Below are 22,366 nucleotides of genomic sequence, written 5' to 3'. Positions count from 1 at the left end.
TGAGGAGAGGCAACCATGGCCAGGTTTTCGGGAACCAACGCCGCCGAACGCTATCTCGGCACCGACTCCGCCGACACGGTCTATGGCAGTGGAGGGAATGACTCGCTCTCTGGGGGACTCGGCAGCGATTTTCTGGATGGTGGGCTTGGGAATGACTGGCTGGGCGATCCCTACGCCGGCGATCCGGGCAACGACCGCATGTACGGGCGCCAGGGCGACGACCAGCTGTTCGGCGGGGCCGGCAATGACTGGCTGGACGGCGGGTCGGGCAACGATACGGTGAAGGGCGGGCGCGGCGACGACACGCTGGTCGGCGGAACCGGCGACGATTGGCTGATCGACACGCTGCGCGACGACGGGTCCGACATCTTCCTGCCCGGCGCCGGCAACGACCATATGGTGAGCTACCGCGACGACGCGACGGACATCTTCCGCTTCGACGTGGCGCCGGGCGGCTTCGGCACCGACGACGTCAGCTATTTCGAAGCGGGGATCGACCGCATCGAGTTCCGCGGCTTCTCCGCCGCCGACCTGACCGTCTCCACCACCGCCACCAGCACGGCCTTCGGGTTCCGGGACGGCTCGTCGCTGACCGTGGATACCGTCGGGCTGGTGTCCGGTCGCGACTATGTCTTCACCTGACTGCTCCCTCATCTAAAGGAAGTACCGCGGGTATGGGGGCCTGATGGCGCAAGGGGCGTGGCCGCGGCTGGCCGCGCCCTTTTCCGCTCCGGCCCGCGGCCCCTCCGCTCCGCTGCCGCGTTATAGCCTTGCCCACGCGACGGAGGAGCCCCGCATGAACCATCGACGCCTCACCCCCCGCCCCGCCACCCGGCTGCTCGCCCTCTGCGCCCTGACGGCGCTCGGCGCCTGCGCGGAGACCGGCGCCACGCAACGGCCCATGGCGCAGATGTCGCCCCTGGAACTGGTCGGGCTGACGGTGCAGTCCATTCCTGAGAACCGCATCCTGGGTGCGGTGGAGGATGTCGTCCTCACCCCGGCGCGCGAGCCGGTGCAACTCGTGGTGGCGAGCGGCGCGCCGGTCCATCCGGTGAAACGCCACGCGACGCTGGACTCCGGGCAACTGCGCTATTCGGAGGAGCGGCAGGCGCTCGTCCTGACCGGTATGAGCGCGGACCAGTTCGACGCCCTGTTCGCCACTCCCGCCGCGATGGCCCCGGCCCTTGCCCCAATGCCCGGCAATCCGGCGGACGCCACCAACTGGAACCGCGCCACCGCCCCGCGCTGATCCCTCCTTCGGCCAGACCATGCGAAGAGCCCACCATGACGGGGCCGCAAGGTCTGGCCGGCGGGCATCTTTTGGTCTTTCAAACGTTATGATATAACGTTACATCCTCTCGGAGCTGTTTGGCGACGCGTGGCAACGAGGGGATGATGATCAAGCATGCGGATGCGCCGGACGGTCTGGCGGGCTTCGAGGCGGCGCTGGACTTGGTGCGCTCGCTGTGGGCCGAAGGACGGCACGAGGGCGTGCCGGACCGCTTGGTCGCCTGGGCGATGATGGTCGAATCGGTGGACCGGCTCGCCGCTCTGCATGGTCCGGCCGCAACAGCGGCTCTGCTCGACCGGTTGGGCCGGGCCGTTCTGGAGACCCCTCCAGGCGTCAGTCCGGGATCGCTTCAATGAGCGGGGTGACCAACAACCGCTTCTACGGCGCGCGCTCCTGGCGGGAGGCGAAGCCGGTGGTCCTGCATCCACGATTCTTCGACGGGTTCCGGGACTTCCTCGACGGGCGCCCATTCGATTACCGCGGATTGGACGGCTGGCCGATGCTCGACCAGCACCGCTATGAGAACGGCCGGGAACTGGCGGCGGAATGCCGCGCCGCAGGGATCGTCGTGCGCTGGGGCGACCGCACGCGCATCCCGCGCGGGCTGAAGGAACTGGTTGCCGGGCGCGCCCGGCGTCGCGAAGAGCCCCGAAGGCCCCTCAGAAGCGCAGACCGGCCGCGGGATTGTCGATCTGGTTGAGCGGGCAGCGGCAGGTCGGGCAGAAAATCTGGGAAAGCAGCGTGTTGCGCTGCTCCTCCGTCAGCGAGACGCCGGCAGCCTGAACCGCCTCGTCGATCATCCGGCGATGATAGGCGGTAGCGCCGCAGCCCTCGTCCAGCACACCCTTCAGATCGTCATTCGGAATCACGCGGAACGCCGCGGCGGGACCGGACAGGGTCGTGGCGCCACCACCGACCACGACGGCGGCAAGGGCACGCAGGAAATGACGGCGCTGGGAGGCCATGGCTGCTCCTGGATCACGACGGACGCTCGCCGTGGAATCTCGGTTGGCGGGCATCCTCCGTCAAGCCCGGCCTGCGCAGGTTACACGAAGACAAGCCAGCGGCCGGTAACGGACGGGAGGGGTAAAGCCCCCTCCCTCACGATCATCCGGGTGCTTAGAATGGTTGCACACACCCAAAGATTATAAATTTTTTATAAGAACTTGAATTTCAATGATGGCTTGGCGCCCCTACCCACAGCGTGATCGGATTCGTAAAGTTTAATGCCAATCCGGCATGAAAATGTTTACATTAGAAGCTCGCGGCGAGTCGGATCTTTGATTCGACTCGCCGCGAGCGTAAGGGGAGCACAAGGGGACACCCTCGTTTTGCTGCAAGCAAAGCAAACCCTAGAGCCGTCAGGAGGGATGGACTCCTGCCTTCCTAAGGTTCATCCGGGACTAGGCGCAACCGCCTCATTTTTCAAAGGTAATCGGGGGGTCCGTCGGGTCGCTCTTTTTTGTCCTGACATGCGCTTCCTGTTTGCAACCACCGCGTCAAGAATGTCCGCCGCCAAGCGGCGATCAGCGTCATCGAGCAGTGACAATGCGTCCAGGAACCTCTTCTTCTGAAGATCGGCTTCCTGCGTGAGCGGCACCTCGAAAAAGCGCGCGACGGGCACATCCAGTTCACGAGCAAACGTGATCAATGTGTCCACCGAAGGGCGGGAATGCCGGTTTTCTATGTTGGAAACAGCTTGCATCGATAGACCCGCACGAGAGGCGAGTTCCTCTTGGGACACTCAGGTTACGAAGATGCGCCTGCATCTGGTTGGCCAAGCTGATCTGGTGATGAACTCGTCCAAGTTGGTGGACCCGCTCGAACCGATTGTTCAACAGTTGCGTCTTCTCACCTCGAAGAGAAAGAAGACATTGGCGGACCATGAACGTATTACCGAGGTCGAATGGCATGGGGCGCTCTGGGCGTCCGAAGGGCGACCCTGCCTTTTGGCGGACGCGGTCGAGTCGTGCTTCGTGGCTGCCACTCGGAAGCTGCGACTGGGCGAAGTGGCAAAATCCGCTTTGGTGTGCCTCCGGCATTCGCCATTGCTCTACGACGGACCAGTGGACGCGGCGGCCCTTTGGAGCGACCTGCGTTTCCGACTCCGGAAGGCCATGACGGTCAACGGCAGGCGCGTTATGAGGACGCGCCCAAGGTTTCCTCAGTGGGTTGCCGAGGTGACCGTCCTGAGCGGCGCTGGCGGGACACGCGCCACGGCGGCTTGTTGAAGAGGCAGGGGTCCCCGAGGGTGTCCTTGCCGGACCATTTCGTCCCCGAGAACGACGGCTTCCGCAGTAGGCGGATATGGCTTACCCGTTCCACGAATCCGCGACCGTCGAGGCGGCCATAGCGCCAGAGCAGCTTTTCGAACGCTTGGACGATCACACGCGGCTCGCCGCGCACATGGAAAAGCCTTCCATGATGACGCTGGGCGGGCGCATGACCTACGCCTTCGACGAGGACAAGGGGCGTGCTGTCGGATCGGTCATCCGCATGAGCGGCCGTTTCCTCGACATCTCCCTGGGCGTCGACGAAGTTGTCACCGAACGCGATCCGCCGCGGCGCAAGGTGTGGGAGACCATGGGGCGCCCCCGGCTTCTGGTCATCGGTCCGTACCGCATGGGCTTCGAGATTGAACCCAAGGGGGACGGTTCGGCGCTGCGCGTGTTCATCGACTTCGCTCGCCCCGCATCGCCGGACGGGCGCATCCTTGGCGTCCTGTTCGCCAGGACCTACGCCCGCTGGTGCGTGAGGCGCATGGCGGCCGATGCGGCGGAACTTGGTCGGATCAACCGGCCAACCAATCTGTGAGAAGTCAAGGAACAGCGGTTGGACGGTCGACGCGATTGGTCCGGACCCGACCCTACGCCGCGCGCACTTCGGGCACCGGTTTGGCTGCTTTCCCCATGTGCGCGGCCCAAATCGCGTCGATCCCGTGGTCCTCGACCGCTTTCTTCATCTTTGTCAGGGCGTGGTCCGAGTAGGACGGGAACTTCATGCTGCCGTGCTGGAAAACGTGGCAGCACTGGGCGTCGCCGTCGATCCCGCACCATTGCCGGACCGCGTTGGCCTTCGGCGGCGTCAGCCCGCTCTTCGCCGCCAAGTCCGTGGCGCTCATGTGGAATCGCTTGCGAAGGTCGACCTCGCGGACGGCCCCGGCCTCTGCCGGATCGTCGCTCGCGATCAGCCTCACCGGCGCACCCACCTTCTTCTCGATTTTGATCTTGACGGTCGGCCCGGCGCCGGTCGCGGTTGCCCTCAGGGCCATGAGGCGGGGGAAGACGTCGGCAACGGACTTTCCGCCCTTGATCGCCTTCACCACACGCTCGATGTCCCGTTCGGAGATCTCGACGTCGTCAGCGACATGGGACTCCATCGCAAGCATGGCCCTGACGCGCCCCCGCGTTTCATCCTGGGCGCGGCGCCCGGGGGCCAGGAGTTCCGCGACCAGCTTATACTCGCGGTCGATCGGGAAGTCGAAGTCCCCCGCAGGCATCGTGGAGACTGGCAGGACACGGGTCGGCAGGTGCAACAACAGGTCGTCGTCGAGCGACCGCTTTAGGACGGAGTCGAAGGCGGTCACCAGTGCGCGGGTATGCAGGTAAAGGATGTCCTCCGAGACGTAGACGAACCAGTGCTGGGCCGCGTCCCGCATGGCGTCCACTGCCTTGAAGATGCCCGCCTCGTCCTCGGAGACTCCGCAGTGCATCTTCGCCAAGTTGACACACTTCTCGAAGCCCAAGGAGAACTGTTTCTCCCGGTCGAAGACCTGCACCCTTTTCTGCACGAGGGCCGCCTTCAGAAGCATCTTGGACGCATGCTGAAGGTGGAGGAGGACCGTGGTGACGCGGCCGTCCTCACCGAAGGAGTTGAACCCCGTCATGGCCGTTCAAAGCGAGGCGATTGCCTTCAGCTTCAAGGCACCCTCCTGGGAGTGGGCAACGGCGGAATGCCATCCTGGATGCCTTTATACTGTTGCCCAGTCGCTAACCGCGGTCGCCGGTGCTGTAATACCCGGCGCTGTTCCGACGTCCATCAAAAGGCCCGCGTGCTCTCGCGTGCCGCAAAACGGGAGGAGAAGCATGTTGAGGAACATCGCCTTGGCCACCGTCTTCGCCGTCGCCCTCACCGGCCCGGCGCTCGCCAACAGTTGCCCCAGGCACATGGCCGCCATCGACCAGGCGCTCGCGGCCAATCCGAAGCTGGACGCCGCGAAGTTGGCCGAGGTCAAAAAGCTCCGCGCCGACGGCGAGGCGCTCCACAAGCAGGGGAAGCATGCCGAGTCGGAGGCAACGCTCGCCCAGGCCGAGAACCTCCTCGGCATCAAGAAGTGACATCGGGCGCCACGGGGGCTGAGCAATGCCCTCACCCCCGCGGCGTCGTGCGCAGCGGCTCAGCCCCTACGCGCCTTACGGCCGACAGCGAACAGCATCCCGGCGAGCACCAGAAACACGATGGCGCCGCCGCCCCAGACCCGGACGTAGCCGGGCATCCCGAGGTTGGGGACGAAGGCGTAGACGGCGGCCAACCCCGCCCACACCGTGACGATGGCCAGGGTCAGCCAGAGTTCGTCGTTCTTCATGGCTTTTCTCCTGCGCTCAGTGCCCATGCCCGCCGCCGATGGCGATGATCGGCAGGGATTGGATCAGCTGGAACGCGACGATGGTAAAGACGTACATGGCGGCGACCAGCGCGGCGACCGACACCGGCCCGGTCCAAGCGGGCGCGGCGCCGACACCGCGCGCCCCCGCCTGCCAGTCGACCACGGGAGCCTGTTCAGCCGTCCTGCGCCGCGACAGCAGCGTGCGCACGACGCCGTAGGCGGTGACCGAGATGGCCACGGCGAAGACCGTGGCGCCGACGCCGACCAAGGCCATCAGCACCGGCCACGCCGCGGGGGCCATCCCGCCGTAGCTCACGTCGAACACCCGGCGCGGCACGCCCATGAACCCGGCCGTGATGCCCGCGGCGCCGAAGATGAGCAGACCGATGGTCACCAGCAGGGGCATGCGCTTCAGCACCGCCGGGCGCCACAGCGTGCCGCCGCCGAGCGCCGGGAGCATCACCATCATGGCGGCCAGGAAGGTCTGGGTCAGCACGCCGACCGCGAAGAAGTGGAAGTAGCCGGGCACGAAGAAGGTGTCCGACAGCATCGGCGCCAGTTCGCCCTGGATCAGGACGAAGGCGAAGGTGATGCCGACCATCATGTTCACCACCGCCCAGCCCATGTTCGCCATGGCCGGGTTGTCCCACGGCAGCCCGCGCATCCAGCCGAAGAAGCCGGTTGCGCCACGCGCCCGGGCGCTGGCCTCCAGCGAGGAGACGATGATGGCGAAGGCCGCCAGCGTCGGGATCGAGACGAACAGCGACAGCAGCGAGCCGACGACCCGCACGCCTTCGGACAGGTTGGGCTCCAGGAACATGTGGTAGAGGCTGGTCGGCGGCACGAAGACGAGATACGCGGCGAAGACGATCTTCAACAGGCGAGCGCCGTGGATGGACTTCACGCCGGTCAGGTGCTCGGTCAGCACGTACCACACCAGCACGGTCGCCATCAGCGGCAGGTAGTGCAGGTTGTGGAACAGGATGTGCCACTCGGTGCCGTGGTCGGCCGGGAACGGCCCGGCGCCCAGCGACCACAGCACGCCCGGCAGGAAGGCGTTCGTCGCCGCGATGGCGCTGACCACCAGGAACCCGGCCCAGGCGAACAGCGCGAAGCCGATGGAGGTGAATGCGTCCGCCTCGCCACGCAGCCGGGGCTGGAGCACCGTCGCGATGCCGCTGACCGCCGAGGCGACCAGGCCGCCGGAGAGCAGCAGGTAGCCCAGCGCGAAGAACCCGACCGAGCGCGGATCGTCCGCGGCGAGTTCCGGGCTGCCGTCGTAGAGCAGCGGCGTGCCGGTGTAGGAGATCCATTCGCTGACACCGAAGCCCGCCAGCATCAGCGCGGCACCCAACCAGGCGAACGGGCGCAACGCCAGCCCGCGTCCGTTCTCGGCCGCGGCGAGCACAAGCAGGAGGGCCGCTTGGATCAGGTACAGCCAGTAGAAGAACACCGACACGCCGTGCAGGGTGAGCAGGCGGTAGGCGTCGTCCGGGAAGAAGGTCAGCGCACCGGCACGGGCCAGTGCGGTCACAAAGCCTCCGATCAAGCCCAGCACCAGCGCCAGCAGGGCGGCACCGAACAGCAGCTTGAGGAGCGCCTTGTCGGGCGTCGGCAGGGCTTTGATGCGCGCCGCCAGGGTGGGCTTGGAGCCGACCGGGGCGACGTTCGTTGAGATGGTATTCATGGTGGGGCCTCCCCGGGTCACGCGACGACGATGCGGCCCTGCATGGCGTCGTGCGCCTGGCCGCAGTAGACGGTGCAGTACACGAGGTACTCGCCCGGCTTGGTGAAGGTGATGACCTGCGCGGTGACCGTGTTCGGGCGGAGACGGATGATCCGACTGGCGGCTCCCAGCTGGATCGACGCTCCGTGGGTGATGTCGTCCGCCATCATGCGGAACCGGTACGCCTGCCCGGCCTTCAGCCGCAACATGTCCGGGCTGTAGGCGAACTTCTGGGCCATCAGGTAGACGTCCACCGGCTCGCCACCGGCGTCATGGCTGTGGCCGTGCTCCTCGGCGGCGTGGCTGTGCGTGTCCTCGCTGACGTGCAGGTTCACGCTGCCGTCCTCCTGCGTGTGCCGCTGGATGAAGTAGTCGTGCTCGAAGCGGAACTCCTCGGGCGCCATGCCCGCCGAAGCCCCATGACCACCGTGGCCACCAGCCTCGGCGGGTGCTTCGGCGGCACCATGGCCGCGATGGACGTCGGGTTCCGGAGCAGCCGTATCCTTGTGACCGCCGAGGGGAAGCGGGGCGGCTCCGTAGGCCGCCCAGGCGCCGTACAGGGAGACGGCGCCGAAGCCCAGTCCGGCGATGAAGCCGCGACGGGTCGTGAAATGCCTCAAATCGGGCATGATGAGGGTCCTCTGATCGCGTGGTCGGAATCGCTCGCGAACGCCGCCGGTCGGGCGGCGCATGGCCGGGCGTCCGACGCGGATGGCGTCAGGGCGCTCGGCCGGTCAGAGGACGGTCTTCGGAGGGGGCGTGTCCGGCGCGATGTCCCGGGCGTTCGGGGCGTAGTCGGGCCGCGGGTGCCAGGACGTCTCCACCGCCGTCACCGCGACGGCGACGACATGGTCCGCCGGGGCTTCGGCCGCCGGGCAACACGGAGCCATGACCACGAGGGCGGCCTTGTGGGAGTCGCCGTGCGACGGGGCCGACGGCGATGGCGCGTGGTGGGAACGGTGGTCGATCGGCCCGCCATGGGCCTCCACATGCGCCATGGCTCCGCCCGCCGCGCCCACCAGGAGCGCGAAGGCGAACGCCAAAACGGCGAAGATGCGGCCCAACCGCGTCATGTCTGCCATCGCCACCAACGACCTGGGACCTTCCAGGCCATGCCAAGCCTAGCCCCTATCATAGGTCCGGGAATTGATCGGCATCAACCCGGCGCCCGTGTCACGGTCCGGTTGTGGAGACGCCATGGGTGAAACGTCACCGGGCGGTGGTGCCTTGCGCCTGCGGCAGGGCGGCGCCGGTGACCGGACAGGAGACGTGTTCGACTTTGTCCTTGACCTTCCAGCGGCTGGAAGGCGCAGGGTTCTTCCTGTGGCATCTCCGGCCCGGTCGAAGTGCGGGGGACATTCCGACGCACTCCTTCTCCGACGCCTGACAGGGATCGTTGCCGAAGCCATCTGTTGTTGCAGGGGGCTGGGAACGGTCGTAGGTTTCCATAAGGGTGCGGTGGGCACTGGGGTGCCGCACGGTTCCCACAAGATGAGGCAAACGCCATGTGGCGTGCGACGCGGTCGTCGGTGAGGAGGGTGGTGGTGAGCCTGCTGATGCTGGCCACGCTGCTCGTCTATGCCGCGCCGAGCCACGCCAACCTGGGGCCTCACCATGCGTCCCAGACTCCTCACGAGCACGCGCTGGTCGACGACCATGGCGACGCCATCGCGACCGTCCCGGACCACGAGCACAAGGAAGCTCCCTGTGGGGACCTTGGCCTGCTCGACGAAGGGGCCTGCTGTAGCGTTGCTCAGTGCGTCACCATGCACGGAGGCCTCCCCGCTGCGATGGTCGAGGCGTTCATCCCGCGCCTGAACACGTCCCAGCATCTGCCCGCCCTGGCCACGCCGGACGGCATCGGCATCGACCCGGCTATCCGCCCCCCGCTCTGACCATCTGACGCCACGAGTCCGCCCGCGCCCGACCTGAGCCTCGGCTCGGCGAAGGACGCCGGTCCCGGCCCTCGTGCGCTTGGCTTTTGCGTCCCCGGCGCTCCCGCGTGGAGTTCGTCCGGGATGGGTCGAACCAGATGTTCAGATGGAGGACGCCATGTCGTCTCTCACCCGCAAGATGCTCCCGACACTCGCGCTGACCGCCATGATGTCGGTAGCCCAGGCTCAGACCACCACGGACCAGGACCACAACGCCCATCATCCGGACGGGGCCGCTGCCACGACGCAGGCCCAGCCCGCTCCGGCCCCCACCCCGGCTCCCACGCAGCCGACCCCGGGCGCGAAGCCCGGCACGCCCGGCAACGCGCCGATGATGGGTCAGGGCATGGGCAGCGGCATCGTCGTCCAGCCCGGCGCCCAGGCGCAGGGTGGCCAGCCCGGCATGATGATGAACATGGACCAGATGCGCTCGATGATGGGCGGCATGTCGGGCCAGCAGGACGGCCAAGCCGGGATGATGGGGCCCGGGATGATGGGACCCGGGATGATGTCCATGATGCGACAGATGATGATGGGCCAGCAGGGCGGAATGGGCTTGCCCTTCGAGCACGTCGAAGGCCGCATCGCGTTCCTGAAGGCCGAACTCAAGATCACCGACGCCCAAGCACCGCAGTGGAACGCCTTCGCCGACAGTCTGCGGGCGAACGCCAAGGCCCATCAGGCCATGCACGAGCAGATGACCAAAGGCGGCATGCCCTCCTCCTGGCCCGACCGGCTCGCTTTCCAGCAGAAGGCGCTCGCCACCCGGCTCGACGCGCTGAAGGCGCTGGAGTCCGCCGCCAAGCCGCTCTACGCCGTGCTGACCGACGAGCAGAAGACGCTCGCGGACCGGCTGCTCCCCGGCCCCATGGGCATGATGTGAGGAGGCGGCCATGACGCACCACGAACACACCCATCACGCTCCCGAGCCGCAGGAGCGCACGCCCTGGTACCGGACCTGGACCGGCTTGGCCGGACTCGGCGGGGCCGCCCTGGCGGCTGTGTACCTGTCGCTCTTCCACGTCGACCATGTGCTCGACGCGCTTCCGCTTCTCGTCCTGCTCCTGTGCCCGCTGATGCACCTGTTCATGCACCGCGGCCACGGGCATGGCGGCCGCGGCGGGAATGGTGACGCCGACCGGTCGAACAAGGGAGGCACGCCATGACGCACGAAGCCTCGGCCTATGGCCTGTGGGTGCTGGTCGTCCTCAACTCGGCCATCTTCATCATCTTCGCCTTCAGCTTCGGCAAGCCGCAGTCGCCCCGGGACTGGCGGTCCTTCGGGGCGTTCAGCGCCTTCATCGTGGCCCTGTTCACCGAGATGTACGGCTTCCCGCTGACCATCTACCTGCTCTTGGGCTGGCTCCAGACCCGCTATCCGGGCCTCGACATCCTGTCCCACGATGCCGGGCACCTCTGGTCGACCGTCCTCGGCCTGGAGGGCAACCCGCACTTCAACGTGCTGCACATCCTCAGCAACGTCCTGATCCTCGCGGGCTTCGTCCTGCTCTCGGCGGCCTGGAAAGTGCTTCACGCGGCGCAGAAGCAAGACCGGCTCGCCACGACGGGCGTGTACGCCCATGTCCGGCACCCGCAGTACATCGCCTTCATCGGCATCCTGTTCGGCTTCCTGCTCCAGTGGCCGACCATCCTGACGCTGGCGATGTTCCCGCTGCTGGTCCTGATGTACGTCCGTCTGGCCCGGTCCGAGGAGCGGGAAGCCCTCCGGGTGTTCGGCGCCGAGTACGAGCGTTACGCCGCGGTCACGCCGGGTTGGCTTCCACGTCTCTCCTCCCGTGGGCCGAACCACCCCAGAGTGGGAGGGTCGTTCGGTGCGTGATTCTGATTGGAAGCCCATGAAGCAAGCGGCGGCAACGACCGTCGCCGTGTGCCTGCTGGCGCTCCCGGCCGGAGCGCAGACGCTTCGGGACGCGGTCGAGGGCGCCTGGAAGCTCAATCCCGAAGTCAGGAGCCTGGAGGCCCAGAGGGCCGTGGCCACCACCCGGCGCGGCGCCGGGGAGGCGCTGGTCCCGGCCGCCCCGGCAGTCACGCTGCGGCACACGAGCGACTACCTGAACCGGAACATCGGACGGCGCGAGTACGAGGCCGAACTCGGCGTCCCGCTCTGGCTGCCCGGCCAGGGAACGGCGACCGTCCGGGCGGGCGACGCGCTTCTGGCGCGCACCGACGCCGAGATCGCCGCGCGCCAGTTGGCGGTCGCCGGGGAGGTCCGGACGGCCCAGTGGCAGGTCGCGCTGGCCGAGCGCCGCGCCGAGCTTGCCCGCCAGCGCCTGACGGTCGCCCGCCAGCTCGAGGCCGACACCCGACGGACCGCCCGGGCAGGAGAGATCGCGGAGGCCGACCATCAACTGGCCCGCGCTGAGGCTCTCTCCGTCGCGGCGGATCTCCGCGACGAGGAACTCGCCCTGGAGGAGGCCCGCCAAGTGTTCCGGACGCTCACTGGCATGGCGCCGCCGAAGGCGGCACCGGAGCCGGAGATCGGCGAGCCGCCGCTTGAGCGGCACCCCTCCCTGCTGGCGGCTCGGCTGGGCGTCCGCTCGGCTCAGGCCCAGCGCCAACTGGTGGACCTGACGACGCGCGACAGCCCGGAGGTCGGGCTGATGGCCCGCCGCGAGCGCGACAGCCGCGAGGAACGCTACGACACCGTGTTCGGCGTCTCCGTCCGCATCCCGTTCGCGGTCGAGGCCGTGAACGCGCCCAAGCGGGCCGAGGCGCTGAGCGAGGTCGTCCGTTCCGAGGCCGAGCAGGCCAACGCGACCCGTACGGTCGAGTCGGACATCCGGCAAGCCCGCCTCGCCCACCAAGCGGCGAGCGAGCGCCTGTCGATCGCGCGCGACCGGGCCGCGGCCCTCAGGGCACGCCTGTCGAACATCGAGCGCGCCCGGAGGGCGGGCGAGATCAGCCTCGTCGAGTACGTGCGCGCCCAGGAGGCGGCCTTCGAGGCCGACCTCGCCCGCGCCACCGCCGAAGTCCAGCTCGGCGCCGCCCGCGCCCGTATGAACCAGTCCCTCGGAGTTCTTCCATGACCACCCGACGCCTTTTCACCGCGGCCGCGATTGCCGCGAGCGTCGCCGCGCCGGTCGCCTTTCCCACCCTTGCTCACGAAGGGCACGCGCACGGTAGCGAGGAGCCGAAGCCGGTCATCGCGACGGCCGCCCCCACCCTGGAGACGTCCTCGTCCGACTTCGAACTCGTGGCGGTCGCCCAGGGAAAGACCTTGGTCGTCCATCTGGACCGCTTCGCCACCAACGAGCCCGTGAACGGCGCCACCGTCGAGGTGAGCGCCGATGGCGAGGCCGCGACGGCCTCGCCCGTCTCCGGCGAGGAGGGCGTCTACCGCCTTGACCCGTCCTGGCTCTCAAAGCCGGGATCCCATGAAGTGACCGTCTCCGTCACCGCGGCCGACGCGGCCGACCTGCTGATCGGCACACTGGAGGTTCCGGCGTCCGCGGCCGAAACACAGACCGGCGGTGCGCTCGGTGTTTCCGCCGTCCTCGGGCAGGTCCGGAACGATTCGGGCCTGATGCTGGGGGCGGTCATGGTCTTCCTGCTCGGGGTCCTGACCACCGTCGCCCTGACCCAGCGTGGACGCACGCGGACGGTCGCAGGCGCCGCGCTGGTCGGCATCGGCCTGCTGTTGGCGAGCGGCGCCGCCTTTGCCCACGGCAGCGAGGACCACAGCCACGGCGACGAGGACAAGGGCAAGGCACCGACGGCGGCCGTCCCGATGGGGGCTACCGGTGCATCGGAGAGCCCGCGACGCCTGCCGGACGGCAGCCTGTACGTGCCAAAGCCGTCGCAGCGTCTGCTGTCTGTCCGCACCGTCGTAGCCAAGCCGCAGGAGGCGGCGCAGACGGTGCAGTTGATCGGTCAGATCATCGCCGACCCCAACGGCGGCGGCCACGTCCAGGCCACGCAGAGCGGTCGCATCGAGCCGGGGGACAAGGGGCTGCCCTACGTCGGCCAGCGGGTCGAGGCCGGGCAAACCCTCGCCTACATCGCCCCCGCCGTGACCTTTGTGGACCGCAGCGGCATCCAGCAGCAGATCGCGACGGTCGAGCAGGAACTGGTCATCGCCGAATCCCGCCTCCAGCGGCTCCGGAAGCTGGAAGGCAGCGTGCCACAGCGCGACATCGAAGAGGCGGAGGCCAATCTCAATGGTCTGCGCAAGCGCCGGGCCGCTCTGTCCCCCGCGCTGACGACCAAGGAAGCCCTGCGCGCGACCATCTCCGGGGTGGTCACGGCCAACAACATCAAGGCCGGACAGGTGGTCGAGGGGCGCGACCAAGTGCTGTTCGAGATCGTCGACCCGTCGCGGCTGATGGTCGAGGCGGTCGCCTTCGATCCCCGGGTGGCGAACGCCATCAAGGCGGCCACGGCGATGACGGCCGACGGCACCAGCCTGTCCCTGGAACTCCTCGGCTCCAGTCTCGCGCTGCGCCAACAGGCGATCCCGCTGCTCTTCCGGATCGGCAATCCGCCGTCGGGGCTCGGCGTCGGCCAGCCGGTCCGGCTCGTCGCCCAGATCCAGGGGAAGGCGTCCGGCATCGTCCTGCCGCGGCAGAGCGTGGTGCGCAACGCCAGCGGCCAGCCCATCGTCTGGCAGCACGACACCCCGCAACGCTTCGTCGCCCGACCGGTGCGCACGCAGCCCGTCGACGGCGACACGGTGCTCGTCCTGGCGGGCGTCGAGCCGGAAGCGCGCATCGTCACCGACGGCGCCGGTCTCCTCAACCAGGTCCGGTGAGGAGCGCCCCGCCATGTTCAACTTCCTCGTCAACACCAGCCTGCGCAACCGGCTGTTCGTCCTGGCCGCCGCGGCGATCCTGGTCGTCTACGGCTCCTTCGTGCTGAAGGACCTGCCGATCGACGTCTTCCCCGACCTGAACAAGCCGACCGTCACCTTGATGACCGAGGCCGAGGGGCTGGCGCCGGAGGAGGTCGAGCAGTTGGTCTCCTTCCCGCTGGAGACCTCGATGAACGGCATGCCGGGCATCACCCGCGTGCGCTCGGTGTCCGGCGTCGGGCTCAGCATCGTCTTCGTCGAGTTCGACTGGGGCACGGACATCTACCGCAACCGCCAGCAGGTTGCGGAGCGGCTGGCCATCGTCCAGGGGCAGCTTCCGCCCAACGTCCGGCCGCAGATGGGGCCGATCTCCTCCATCATGGGCGAGATCATGCTGATCGCCATGTCCGGCGACGGCGTCGGCCCGATGGAGGTCCGTGAACTCGCCGACTGGGTGGTGCGGCCGCGGCTGCTCGCCATTCCCGGCGTCAGCCAAGTCATCCCCATCGGCGGGGAGATCCGGCAGTACCGCGTCGCCCCCGACCCGGCGCGCCTGCACGACCTGGAAATCACCACGGACGAGCTCGTGAAGGCGCTCCAGCAATTCTCGGCGAACACCGGTGGCGGCTTCATCGACCAGCATTCCCAAGAGTACCTGATCCGCAACATCGGCCGGACGACCCGGCTGGAGGACCTCCGCAACCTCGTCGTCGCTTACAAGACGGGGCAGCCCATCCTGCTCCACCAGATCGCCGCCGTGGATTTCGCCGCCCGCGTGAAGCGCGGCGACGCGGGCGTCAACGGCAAGCCCGCCGTGATCCTGTCCGTCCAGAAGCAGCCCGGAGCCGACACGACCGAGCTCACCGCGGAGGTCGAGGGGGCGTTGAGCGACTTGGCGCAGTTCCTGCCGAAGGGCGTCCACGCCGACGAGATCCTGTTCAAGCAGGCCAACTTCATCCAGACCTCCATCGGCAACGTGGAGAAGGTGCTGCTGGAGGCGGTCGCCGTCGTCGCCGTCATCCTGTTCCTGTTCCTGCTGAACGTGCGGACGACCTTCATCTCGCTGACCGCCATCCCGATCTCGATCCTGATCACCGTTTTGGTGTTCAAGGCGTTCGGGATGTCGATCAACACCATGACGCTGGGCGGCCTCGCCATCGCCATCGGCGAACTCGTGGACGACGCCGTGGTGGACGTGGAGAACATCTATCGGCGCCTCGGCGAGAACCGGCGGGCAGACAACCCGCGGCCCATCCTGGAGGTGGTGGCCTCGGCCTCGCAGGAAGTGCGCTCGGGAATCGTCTACGCCACGGTCATCATCATCCTGGTGTTCGTCCCGCTGTTCGCCCTGTCGGGCATCGAGGGGCGCCTGTTCGCCCCGCTGGGGGTGGCCTACATCGTCTCCATCCTCGCCAGCCTCATTACGGCGATCACCGTCACGCCGGTTCTGTCCTACTACCTGCTTCCCACGCTGAAGCGGCTGGAGGAGCACGACAGCTGGCTGGTCCGCAAGCTGAAGGCCGGGAACGCTTGGCTCCTGGGCTGGGCCTTCGCCAACCCGGGGACGCTGTTCGCCACGGTGGGGGCCGCCGTCCTGATCGCCGCGGCGACGGTGCCGAGCCTGCCACGCGCCTTCCTGCCGCCGTTCAACGAGGGCACGCTGACCATCTCCATGGTGCTGAACCCCGGCATCTCGCTGGCCGAGTCCAACCGGGTCGGGCTGGCGGCGGAGAGGCTGATCATGCAGGTGCCCGAGGTGGCCTCCGTCGGGCGCCGCACCGGCCGCGCCGAACTCGACGAGCACGCCGAGGGCGTCCACTCCAGCGAGATCGACGTGGATCTGAGGCCGTCCGAACGCAGCCGGGCCGAGGTGCTGGCCGACGTGCGCGCCCGGCTGGCGGCCCTTCCGGTGTCGGTGAACATCGGCCAGCCGATCTCGCACCGGCTCGACCACATGCTCTCCGGGGTGCGGGCGCAGATCGCGTTGAAGGTCTTCGGCGAGGATCTGGACACCCTGCGCAGCCTCGCCGGGCAGCTTCAGCAGAAGCTCGCGGCGGTTCCGGGACTGGTGGACCTCCAGATCGAGAAGCAGGTGCGCATCCCGCAGGTCCAGGTGGTCGTGGACTACGAGCGGGCGGCGCTCTACGGCGTCACCCCGTCCATGGCGACGGAGGCGCTGGAGAGCCTGTCCAACGGCCGCGTGGTGTCGGAGATCGTCGACGGCACCCGGCGTTTCGACGTCGTGCTGCGCCTGTCGGACGAGGACCGCACCACCAGCGGCTTGGCAAACCTGCTGGTCGAGACCCCGGCGGGCCGGGTGCCGCTCAGCCTGTTCGCCTCGGTCGAGGAGACGGACGGCCCCAACCAGATCCTGAGGGAGAACGGCAAGCGCCGCATCGTCATCCTCGGCAACTCCGACGGCCAGACGGACATGGCCCGGATCGTCGCGGGCATTCGCGACGTGGTCGCCCGGTCGCAGCTGCCGCCGGGCTACTTCACCAGCTTGGAAGGCACCTTCCAGGCGCAGGAGGAGGCGTCCAAGACCATCGCCGCGCTGTCGATGGTGTCGCTGGCGATGATCTTCCTGGTGCTCTACAGCCGGTACCGCTCGGCGGTGCTCGCCCTGATCATCATGGGCAACGTGCCGCTGGCCCTCATCGGCAGCGTCGCGGCGCTGTGGATCGCCGGACAGCCGCTGTCGGTGGCCTCGATGATCGGCTTCATCACGCTGACCGGCATCAGCACGCGCAACGGCATCCTGAAGATCAGCCATTACATCAACCTTGTCCTGCACGAGGGCGAGACCTTCGGCAAGGCTATGGTGATCCGGGGCAGCCAGGAGCGCCTGACACCCGTGCTGATGACCGCACTGTCGGCGGGCGTGGCGCTGGTGCCGCTGATGATCGGCGCCGACGCGCCGGGCAAGGAGATCCTGCACCCGGTCGCCGTCACCATCTTCGGCGGGCTGGTCAGCGCGACCCTGCTCGACACCGTCCTGACCCCGGTTCTCTTCCTCAAGCTCGGCGAGAAGCCGCTGAACCGTCTGGTTGCCGCCCAGGCCGGTTCGCTGCGCCCGGCCGAGGCCTACTGATCCCCCTCACCCGGTCCATCCAGAAGGAAACCACACCGTGAAGTTCTCGACCCTCCTGCTCGCCACCGCCCTCTTAACCGCCCCGGCCACGGCCTTCGCCGACGGCCCGAAGATTGGCCCGAACGGTGGCCAGCGCGCCGACGCAGGCCCCTACCACGTCGAAGTCGTGCTCAAGGGCAACGACGTCGTCCTGTACGTGACCGATGGTGCCGACAAGCCGGTCGATGTGACCGGCGCCAAGGCCGAGGCGACCGTCCTGGCGAACAAGCAGACCCAAAAAGTCGCGCTCGAACCCGCGGGCGGCAACGCCCTCAAGGGGCAGGCGAACCTCGGCGGCGCGCACGACAGCGTGAAGGTCGTGACTGCCCTGACCATGCCCGGCCAGAAGCCGGTCCAGGCCCGCTTCGAGATGGGCCACGCGGGTCACTGATACGGTTGGAAAATGATCGCTTTTATCATTCTCCAACTGTGAAACCCGGCAGATCAATGCTTTAGCATTGATCGAGAGGGTCATGCCGACGGCGCCTTCAGGTGCCGTCGGCATGAGATCGGCATGGGCGGCATGAGGCTCCCCGCACCATCCGCCCCGCAAGCAAGGAGATGCGCGATGAGCGCCAAGAAGAAACTCGCCACGATGGCTGCCGCCCTGCTGGTCGGTGCCGTGGTCGCCGTACCGGTCCGGGCGGCAGAGACCCTCAAGCTGAAAGAGGTCTCACACCTCCACGAGATTGCCGTGGACCCCACAGACCCGTCGCGCCTGTATCTCGCCTCGCATCACGGCGTGTGGCTGACCAACCCCGAGCGGCTCTACGCCGTGACCGACAAGAGCGCCATCTTGGCCAGCCAGGACGGCGGCAAGACCTGGACACCGTTCCGGTCGTGATGTGCTGGGGGATGTGGTGATGAAGGCGGTGAAAATTGGCGTTGGCTTGGCCATGGGTGCAACGATCGCGGTGGCTGGCGTCTTCCTGCTCGCTGGACCCAAGGCAGGCGCCGATCCAACCGACGCCGCCCAGGTTGCCCAGGGCAAGGCGGTCTACGCGGAGCAGTGCGCGTCGTGCCACGGCGCGCGACTCGAGGGCCAGCCGGAGTGGCAAAGCCGCAAGCCGGACGGCCGTCTGCCCTCGCCGCCGCACGACGCCTCCGGGCATACGTGGCACCACCCCGACGCCGACCTCTTCAAGATCACCAAGCAAGGCGTCGTTGAGTTCGCCCCGCCCGGCTACGAGAGCGACATGCCCGCCTTCGGCGGCGTGCTGAGCGATGCCGAGATCTGGGCGGTCCTGGCCTTCATCAAGAGTTCCTGGCCCGAGGAGATCCGTCGTCGCAACGCCGCCCTGAGCGAACGCGCGAGGAAATGAGGAGCGGGCGCGAGCGGTCTGCACAACGCGCTTGACCTTCCAGTCATTGGAAGGCGGAGCCTCGGTTTCATGGATGCCATCGCACGCCGGTGCCGGGAAGCGCGAACGAACGCGGAGGCACCGACGCCTGCATGCGAAGGGAGAAGCGAACATGAACGACCAGCACCGCAGCCACGCACACCATCCTGACCACCACAGTCACGGTGGGCACGACCACCACGCCGGTCCCGACGACCGGCCCAAGGTGAAGGACCCCGTGTGCGGCATGATGGTCGATCCCGAGCGGAACGGGCACCAAGCCGGGCACGGCGGCCAGACCTTCCACTTCTGCTCGGCGCGCTGCCACGACAAGTTCGTCGCCGACCCGGAGCGGTACCTGAAGCCGGAGGCAAAGCCCGCCGCTCCCGAGAAGGCCGCCCAGGCGTCGCCGCAGAAGGGCGTGATCTACACCTGCCCGATGCACCCGGAGATCCGCCAGGAGGGGCCGGGCAACTGCCCGATCTGCGGCATGGCCCTGGAGCCGGTCGGAGCCACCCTCGAGGAAGGGTCCAACCCGGAACTCGTCGACATGACGCGGCGGTTCTGGATCGGATTGGTCCTGAGCGCGCCACTGCTGGTGCTGGAGATGGGCGGCCACATCCCGGGGCTTGGGCTCCATGACGTGGTGCCGCCCCGCATCTCCGTCTGGGTGCAGTTCCTGTTGGCGACGCCGGTGGTGCTGTGGGCGGGTTGGCCGCTGCTGGAGCGCGGCTGGCGGTCGTTCAAGAACCGCAGCCTGAACATGTTCAGCCTGATCGCGCTGGGCGTCGGGGTGGCCTACGTGTTCAGCCTGGTCGCGACGTTCCTGCCGGGCATCTTTCCGCCGAGCTTCCGAGGCATGGATGGCGTGGTGGCCGTCTACTACGAGGCGGCGGCGGTCATCACCGTGCTGGTGCTGTTGGGCCAGGTGCTCGAACTCCGCGCCCGTGAGCAGACCGGCGGCGCCATCCGCGCCCTGCTGAACTTGGCGCCGAAGACGGCGCGCCGCATCCGTGCCGATGGCGAGGACGAGGAGGTGCCGCTCGAGGTGGTCCAGGTTGGCGACCGGCTGCGCGTCCGTCCCGGCGAGGGCGTGCCGGTCGACGGCGAGGTCCTGGAGGGCCGCAGCGCCGTCGATGAGTCCATGGTCACCGGCGAGAGCATGCCGGTCGGAAAGGAGCCCGGCTCCAAGGTGATCGGCGGAACGGTGAACCAGACCGGTGCCTTGGTGATGCGCGCCGAGAAGGTTGGGTCCGACACCATGCTGTCGCGCATCGTCACCATGGTGGCCGAGGCCCAGCGCAGCCGGGCGCCCATCCAGCGCATGGCCGACGTGGTGTCCGGCTACTTCGTCCCGGCGGTGATCCTCGTGGCCGCCCTGGCCTTCGTCGCCTGGATGGTTTGGGGACCGCAGCCCGCCTTCGCCTACGCGCTGATCGCGGCGGTCTCGGTGCTCATCATCGCCTGTCCTTGCGCGCTGGGGCTGGCGACGCCGATGTCGATCATGGTCGGTGTCGGCAAGGGGGCGACTGCGGGCGTCCTGATCAAGGACGCGGCGTCGCTGGAGCGGTTCGAGAAGGTCGACACACTCGTCGTTGACAAGACCGGCACCCTGACCGAGGGCAAGCCAAAGGTGACCGCCGTGGTTCCGGCGCCGGGCATCGACGAGGCGGTCCTTCTGACGCTGGCGGCGAGCCTGGAGCGGTCGAGCGAGCACCCGCTGGCGGCCGCCATCGTCGCCTCCGCCAAGGAACGGGGCCTGCCGCTGCGGGACGTCGCCGACTTCGGCTCCGTCACCGGCAAGGGCGTCATCGGGACGGTCGGCGGGCGCACAGTGTCCCTCGGCAACGCCGCGATGATGCGGGACCAGGGTGTCGCGCTGGGCGACCTGGAAACGCGCGCCGACGACCTCCGGCGCGAGGGCGCCACCGCTCTCTTCGCCGCCATCGACGGCCAGCCCGGTGGCGTGATTGCGGTCGCCGACCCGATCAAGGCGACCACGCCGCACGCGCTGGAGACGCTCCGGAACGACGGCGTGCGGATCGTCATGCTGACCGGCGACAACCGGACCACGGCCGAGGCGGTGGCGCGCCGCCTGGGCATCGACGCGGTCGAGGCCGAGGTGCTGCCGGAGGACAAGAACCAGGTGGTGAAGCGGCTGAAGGCGCAGGGCCGGGTGGTGGCGATGGCCGGAGACGGCGTGAACGACGCCCCGGCGCTGGCCGAGGCCGACGTCGGCGTGGCGATGGGCACCGGCACCGAGGTCGCGATCCAGAGCGCCGGGGTGACGCTGGTGAAGGGGGATCTGGCGGGCATCGCACGGGCGCGGACGCTCAGCCGGGCAACGATGCGCAACATCCGGCAGAACCTGTTTCTGGCGTTCGTCTACAACGCGCTCGGCGTGCCGGTCGCGGCGGGTGTCTTCTACCCGCTGTTCGGGTGGACGCTGTCGCCGATCATCGCCGCGGCCGCGATGGCCCTGAGTTCGGTGTCCGTGGTTGGGAACGCGCTGCGGCTGCGTAGGCTCAAATTGTAGAATGATCGACGGGTGTCGCCCGCGCGAAGGCCGGACGCCGGTCTTCCCGGACTATGCTCCTGACCGTCATCCGTGGGTGTCAGGAATCCCCATTGGTATCGTCTGCCGAGTTCCTACTGCGGCCTGCTTTCCCGCGCATAGAAGGAACTGGGCTACCCGTTTGGTGAGCCGAATTGTCAGCAGCCAAGCGTTCGGCCAGATAGGAAGCACGCCCACGGAAGCGATCAAGAGGGAGATTCACTCCCCCTCCATCACGATCATGCGGATCTGAAACCGTGCAATTCTTTACAGGCTTCCCCGGTAACAATCTCACAGGCAGAAAAACACCACAGCCGGCAAGGTATGCAACCGGGGAAACTAGTAAACACAAAGGCCTCAGGCTGGAAACCTTACACGACCGCCCCTGGTAGGTTTTAGAACGGGATTTCGTCGTCCAGGTCGTCGTGCTTGGGCGGAGCACCACCGCCGCTGCGACCACCACCGCCGCCACCATAGCCGCCACCGCCGCTGCTGCCGCCGCCGTAGCCACCGCCACCACCGCCGCCACGCGACTCGTAGCCACCGCCACCGCCGTAACCGCCGCCACCACCACCGCCTTCGCCTTCACGGCCGCCGGTGAAGTCGATCTCGTTGACCCGCACCGACAGGCCGGCACCGCGGGTGCCGTCGCGCTTTTCAAACTCGCGGATCGTCACCTCGCCGGAGATGACCACGGCCTTGCCCTTGGTCAGGTGCGGCGCCAGAGCCTCCGCACGGCGACCCCAGATGGAGCAGTCCACCCACTGGGTGGTCTTGCGGTCACCGAACCCGACGTCGTTGGCGACGCGGAAACCCAGGACCTTTTCACCGCTCTGCGTGGAGCGAAGCTCGCCATCCGCGCCGAGGCGCCCCGTAAACGTCCATACATTCATCGCATGTGTCTCCTAGCGCGGGTTCCCGGTATCCCATCCGACCCGTTCGGGCGCCCGGCGGAAGGGCGTCCAGATACCGGGGGTG

General features: G+C 68.0%; 26 protein-coding genes. 18 read left to right on the top strand and 8 right to left on the bottom strand.

Annotated features, from left to right (window positions below; translation table 11 throughout):
- The first annotated feature begins 15 nt into the window (after positions 1 to 15).
- The 4 genes from ACWPXE_RS11150 to ACWPXE_RS11135 all read left to right on the top strand — a co-directional run bounded on the left by ACWPXE_RS11150 (position 16) and on the right by ACWPXE_RS11135 (position 1,991).
- The gene (locus ACWPXE_RS11150) at positions 16 to 642 is read left to right on the top strand and encodes a calcium-binding protein (RefSeq protein ID WP_454017883.1); all 627 of its coding nucleotides are present in this window, start codon (positions 16 to 18) and stop codon (positions 640 to 642) included.
- A 154-nt stretch (positions 643 to 796) separates the two neighbouring features.
- Positions 797 to 1,249 (top strand): hypothetical protein, encoded by a 453-nt coding sequence (locus ACWPXE_RS11145; RefSeq protein WP_454017882.1) that lies wholly within the window; start codon positions 797 to 799, stop codon positions 1,247 to 1,249.
- 146 nt (positions 1,250 to 1,395) lie between these two features.
- On the top strand, positions 1,396 to 1,647 hold the full coding sequence (locus ACWPXE_RS11140; protein ID WP_454017881.1) for a hypothetical protein: 252 nt from the start codon (positions 1,396 to 1,398) through the stop codon (positions 1,645 to 1,647).
- A complete protein-coding gene (locus ACWPXE_RS11135) occupies positions 1,644 to 1,991 on the top strand; it encodes a hypothetical protein (protein ID WP_454017880.1) in 348 nt (115 codons plus the stop codon). Before ACWPXE_RS11140 ends, ACWPXE_RS11135 begins: the two co-directional genes overlap by 4 nt.
- On the opposite strand, the gene ACWPXE_RS11130 is transcribed toward ACWPXE_RS11135, so the two are convergent.
- Positions 1,951 to 2,256, bottom strand: coding sequence for a hypothetical protein (locus tag ACWPXE_RS11130; RefSeq protein WP_454017879.1), 306 nt, complete (start codon positions 2,254 to 2,256; stop codon positions 1,951 to 1,953). The genes ACWPXE_RS11135 and ACWPXE_RS11130 overlap by 41 nt on opposite strands.
- Positions 2,257 to 2,684: 428 nt before the next feature.
- On the bottom strand, positions 2,685 to 3,035 hold the full coding sequence (locus ACWPXE_RS11125; RefSeq protein ID WP_454017878.1) for a helix-turn-helix transcriptional regulator: 351 nt from the start codon (positions 3,033 to 3,035) through the stop codon (positions 2,685 to 2,687).
- A 13-nt stretch (positions 3,036 to 3,048) separates the two neighbouring features.
- Here ACWPXE_RS11125 and ACWPXE_RS11120 point away from each other — a divergent pair, with 13 nt between their 5' ends.
- A complete protein-coding gene (locus tag ACWPXE_RS11120; protein WP_454017877.1) occupies positions 3,049 to 3,522 on the top strand; it encodes a hypothetical protein in 474 nt (157 codons plus the stop codon).
- A gap of 76 nt (positions 3,523 to 3,598) precedes the next feature.
- A complete protein-coding gene (locus ACWPXE_RS11115) occupies positions 3,599 to 4,105 on the top strand; it encodes an SRPBCC family protein (protein ID WP_454017876.1) in 507 nt (168 codons plus the stop codon).
- 52 nt (positions 4,106 to 4,157) lie between these two features.
- On the opposite strand, the gene ACWPXE_RS11110 is transcribed toward ACWPXE_RS11115, so the two are convergent.
- Entirely contained in the window at positions 4,158 to 5,177 is a 1,020-nt protein-coding gene (locus ACWPXE_RS11110) for a hypothetical protein (RefSeq protein WP_454017875.1), read from the bottom strand.
- Positions 5,178 to 5,376: 199 nt separating this feature from the next.
- On the opposite strand from ACWPXE_RS11110, the gene ACWPXE_RS11105 reads away from it, so the two are divergent.
- Positions 5,377 to 5,628, top strand: coding sequence for a hypothetical protein (locus ACWPXE_RS11105; protein ID WP_454017874.1), 252 nt, complete (start codon positions 5,377 to 5,379; stop codon positions 5,626 to 5,628).
- A gap of 59 nt (positions 5,629 to 5,687) precedes the next feature.
- Here ACWPXE_RS11105 and ACWPXE_RS11100 read toward each other — a convergent pair whose 3' ends face one another.
- The 4 genes from ACWPXE_RS11100 to ACWPXE_RS11085 all read right to left on the bottom strand — a co-directional run bounded on the left by ACWPXE_RS11100 (position 5,688) and on the right by ACWPXE_RS11085 (position 8,696).
- The gene (locus ACWPXE_RS11100) at positions 5,688 to 5,876 is read right to left on the bottom strand and encodes a hypothetical protein (RefSeq protein ID WP_454017873.1); all 189 of its coding nucleotides are present in this window, start codon (positions 5,874 to 5,876) and stop codon (positions 5,688 to 5,690) included.
- A 16-nt stretch (positions 5,877 to 5,892) separates the two neighbouring features.
- On the bottom strand, positions 5,893 to 7,584 hold the full coding sequence (locus ACWPXE_RS11095; RefSeq protein WP_454017872.1) for a cbb3-type cytochrome c oxidase subunit I: 1,692 nt from the start codon (positions 7,582 to 7,584) through the stop codon (positions 5,893 to 5,895).
- Between the two features lie 17 nt (positions 7,585 to 7,601).
- A complete protein-coding gene (locus ACWPXE_RS11090) occupies positions 7,602 to 8,252 on the bottom strand; it encodes a hypothetical protein (protein WP_454017871.1) in 651 nt (216 codons plus the stop codon).
- A gap of 105 nt (positions 8,253 to 8,357) precedes the next feature.
- Positions 8,358 to 8,696 (bottom strand): hypothetical protein, encoded by a 339-nt coding sequence (locus ACWPXE_RS11085; protein ID WP_454017870.1) that lies wholly within the window; start codon positions 8,694 to 8,696, stop codon positions 8,358 to 8,360.
- Between the two features lie 471 nt (positions 8,697 to 9,167).
- On the opposite strand from ACWPXE_RS11085, the gene ACWPXE_RS11080 reads away from it, so the two are divergent.
- The 11 genes from ACWPXE_RS11080 to ACWPXE_RS11030 all read left to right on the top strand — a co-directional run bounded on the left by ACWPXE_RS11080 (position 9,168) and on the right by ACWPXE_RS11030 (position 21,370).
- Positions 9,168 to 9,518 (top strand): hypothetical protein, encoded by a 351-nt coding sequence (locus ACWPXE_RS11080; RefSeq protein ID WP_454017869.1) that lies wholly within the window; start codon positions 9,168 to 9,170, stop codon positions 9,516 to 9,518.
- A gap of 157 nt (positions 9,519 to 9,675) precedes the next feature.
- Positions 9,676 to 10,440: a Spy/CpxP family protein refolding chaperone gene (locus ACWPXE_RS11075; RefSeq protein WP_454017868.1), complete on the top strand. Its 765-nt coding sequence runs from the start codon at positions 9,676 to 9,678 to the stop codon at positions 10,438 to 10,440.
- A gap of 10 nt (positions 10,441 to 10,450) precedes the next feature.
- Positions 10,451 to 10,723, top strand: coding sequence for a DUF2933 domain-containing protein (locus tag ACWPXE_RS11070; protein WP_454017867.1), 273 nt, complete (start codon positions 10,451 to 10,453; stop codon positions 10,721 to 10,723).
- A complete protein-coding gene (locus ACWPXE_RS11065; RefSeq protein WP_454017866.1) occupies positions 10,720 to 11,397 on the top strand; it encodes a methyltransferase family protein in 678 nt (225 codons plus the stop codon). Before ACWPXE_RS11070 ends, ACWPXE_RS11065 begins: the two co-directional genes overlap by 4 nt.
- Positions 11,390 to 12,604, top strand: a complete 1,215-nt coding sequence (locus ACWPXE_RS11060) for a TolC family protein (protein WP_454017865.1) — start codon at positions 11,390 to 11,392, stop codon at positions 12,602 to 12,604. The genes ACWPXE_RS11065 and ACWPXE_RS11060 overlap by 8 nt, the downstream gene beginning before the upstream one ends.
- Entirely contained in the window at positions 12,601 to 14,325 is a 1,725-nt protein-coding gene (locus ACWPXE_RS11055; RefSeq protein WP_454017864.1) for an efflux RND transporter periplasmic adaptor subunit, read from the top strand. The genes ACWPXE_RS11060 and ACWPXE_RS11055 overlap by 4 nt, the downstream gene beginning before the upstream one ends.
- A 13-nt stretch (positions 14,326 to 14,338) precedes the next feature.
- Entirely contained in the window at positions 14,339 to 17,455 is a 3,117-nt protein-coding gene (locus ACWPXE_RS11050; protein ID WP_454017863.1) for an efflux RND transporter permease subunit, read from the top strand.
- A 37-nt stretch (positions 17,456 to 17,492) separates the two neighbouring features.
- Positions 17,493 to 17,885 (top strand): hypothetical protein, encoded by a 393-nt coding sequence (locus tag ACWPXE_RS11045; RefSeq protein ID WP_454017862.1) that lies wholly within the window; start codon positions 17,493 to 17,495, stop codon positions 17,883 to 17,885.
- A gap of 177 nt (positions 17,886 to 18,062) precedes the next feature.
- Positions 18,063 to 18,338 (top strand): hypothetical protein, encoded by a 276-nt coding sequence (locus ACWPXE_RS11040; protein ID WP_454017861.1) that lies wholly within the window; start codon positions 18,063 to 18,065, stop codon positions 18,336 to 18,338.
- A gap of 19 nt (positions 18,339 to 18,357) precedes the next feature.
- Complete coding sequence (locus tag ACWPXE_RS11035) at positions 18,358 to 18,816, top strand: c-type cytochrome (protein WP_454017860.1); 459 nt, start codon at positions 18,358 to 18,360, stop codon at positions 18,814 to 18,816.
- Between the two features lie 151 nt (positions 18,817 to 18,967).
- Positions 18,968 to 21,370 (top strand): heavy metal translocating P-type ATPase, encoded by a 2,403-nt coding sequence (locus tag ACWPXE_RS11030; RefSeq protein ID WP_454017859.1) that lies wholly within the window; start codon positions 18,968 to 18,970, stop codon positions 21,368 to 21,370.
- A 413-nt stretch (positions 21,371 to 21,783) separates the two neighbouring features.
- Here the strand turns inward: ACWPXE_RS11030 and ACWPXE_RS11025 are convergent, their stop codons facing one another.
- Positions 21,784 to 22,281 carry a single-stranded DNA-binding protein gene (locus tag ACWPXE_RS11025; protein WP_454017858.1) on the bottom strand — a complete coding sequence of 166 codons (498 nt, stop codon included), beginning with the start codon at positions 22,279 to 22,281 and terminating at the stop codon, positions 21,784 to 21,786.
- Between the last annotated feature and the right edge of the window lie 85 nt (positions 22,282 to 22,366).

This window comes from Azospirillum sp. Marseille-Q6669 (assembly GCF_965111635.1).
Note: the sequence above shows the minus strand (reverse complement) of the source record. Positions and strands in the feature narration are given on the sequence as shown.

What these genes read in the sequence shown, in the direction of transcription:
- ACWPXE_RS11150 (WP_454017883.1), top strand. Translation starts at nt 16, where the DNA reads ATGGCCAGGTTTTCGGGAACCAACGCCGCCGAACGCTATCTCGGCACC.
- ACWPXE_RS11145 (WP_454017882.1), top strand. Translation starts at nt 797, where the DNA reads ATGAACCATCGACGCCTCACCCCCCGCCCCGCCACCCGGCTGCTCGCC.
- ACWPXE_RS11140 (WP_454017881.1), top strand. Translation starts at nt 1,396, where the DNA reads ATGATCAAGCATGCGGATGCGCCGGACGGTCTGGCGGGCTTCGAGGCG.
- ACWPXE_RS11135 (WP_454017880.1), top strand. Translation starts at nt 1,644, where the DNA reads ATGAGCGGGGTGACCAACAACCGCTTCTACGGCGCGCGCTCCTGGCGG.
- ACWPXE_RS11130 (WP_454017879.1), bottom strand. Translation starts at nt 2,256, where the DNA reads ATGGCCTCCCAGCGCCGTCATTTCCTGCGTGCCCTTGCCGCCGTCGTG.
- ACWPXE_RS11120 (WP_454017877.1), top strand. Translation starts at nt 3,049, where the DNA reads ATGCGCCTGCATCTGGTTGGCCAAGCTGATCTGGTGATGAACTCGTCC.
- ACWPXE_RS11115 (WP_454017876.1), top strand. Translation starts at nt 3,599, where the DNA reads ATGGCTTACCCGTTCCACGAATCCGCGACCGTCGAGGCGGCCATAGCG.
- ACWPXE_RS11110 (WP_454017875.1), bottom strand. Translation starts at nt 5,177, where the DNA reads ATGACGGGGTTCAACTCCTTCGGTGAGGACGGCCGCGTCACCACGGTC.
- ACWPXE_RS11105 (WP_454017874.1), top strand. Translation starts at nt 5,377, where the DNA reads ATGTTGAGGAACATCGCCTTGGCCACCGTCTTCGCCGTCGCCCTCACC.
- ACWPXE_RS11100 (WP_454017873.1), bottom strand. Translation starts at nt 5,876, where the DNA reads ATGAAGAACGACGAACTCTGGCTGACCCTGGCCATCGTCACGGTGTGG.
- ACWPXE_RS11095 (WP_454017872.1), bottom strand. Translation starts at nt 7,584, where the DNA reads ATGAATACCATCTCAACGAACGTCGCCCCGGTCGGCTCCAAGCCCACC.
- ACWPXE_RS11090 (WP_454017871.1), bottom strand. Translation starts at nt 8,252, where the DNA reads ATGCCCGATTTGAGGCATTTCACGACCCGTCGCGGCTTCATCGCCGGA.
- ACWPXE_RS11085 (WP_454017870.1), bottom strand. Translation starts at nt 8,696, where the DNA reads ATGACGCGGTTGGGCCGCATCTTCGCCGTTTTGGCGTTCGCCTTCGCG.
- ACWPXE_RS11075 (WP_454017868.1), top strand. Translation starts at nt 9,676, where the DNA reads ATGTCGTCTCTCACCCGCAAGATGCTCCCGACACTCGCGCTGACCGCC.
- ACWPXE_RS11070 (WP_454017867.1), top strand. Translation starts at nt 10,451, where the DNA reads ATGACGCACCACGAACACACCCATCACGCTCCCGAGCCGCAGGAGCGC.
- ACWPXE_RS11065 (WP_454017866.1), top strand. Translation starts at nt 10,720, where the DNA reads ATGACGCACGAAGCCTCGGCCTATGGCCTGTGGGTGCTGGTCGTCCTC.
- ACWPXE_RS11055 (WP_454017864.1), top strand. Translation starts at nt 12,601, where the DNA reads ATGACCACCCGACGCCTTTTCACCGCGGCCGCGATTGCCGCGAGCGTC.
- ACWPXE_RS11050 (WP_454017863.1), top strand. Translation starts at nt 14,339, where the DNA reads ATGTTCAACTTCCTCGTCAACACCAGCCTGCGCAACCGGCTGTTCGTC.
- ACWPXE_RS11040 (WP_454017861.1), top strand. Translation starts at nt 18,063, where the DNA reads ATGAGCGCCAAGAAGAAACTCGCCACGATGGCTGCCGCCCTGCTGGTC.
- ACWPXE_RS11035 (WP_454017860.1), top strand. Translation starts at nt 18,358, where the DNA reads ATGAAGGCGGTGAAAATTGGCGTTGGCTTGGCCATGGGTGCAACGATC.
- ACWPXE_RS11030 (WP_454017859.1), top strand. Translation starts at nt 18,968, where the DNA reads ATGAACGACCAGCACCGCAGCCACGCACACCATCCTGACCACCACAGT.
- ACWPXE_RS11025 (WP_454017858.1), bottom strand. Translation starts at nt 22,281, where the DNA reads ATGAATGTATGGACGTTTACGGGGCGCCTCGGCGCGGATGGCGAGCTT.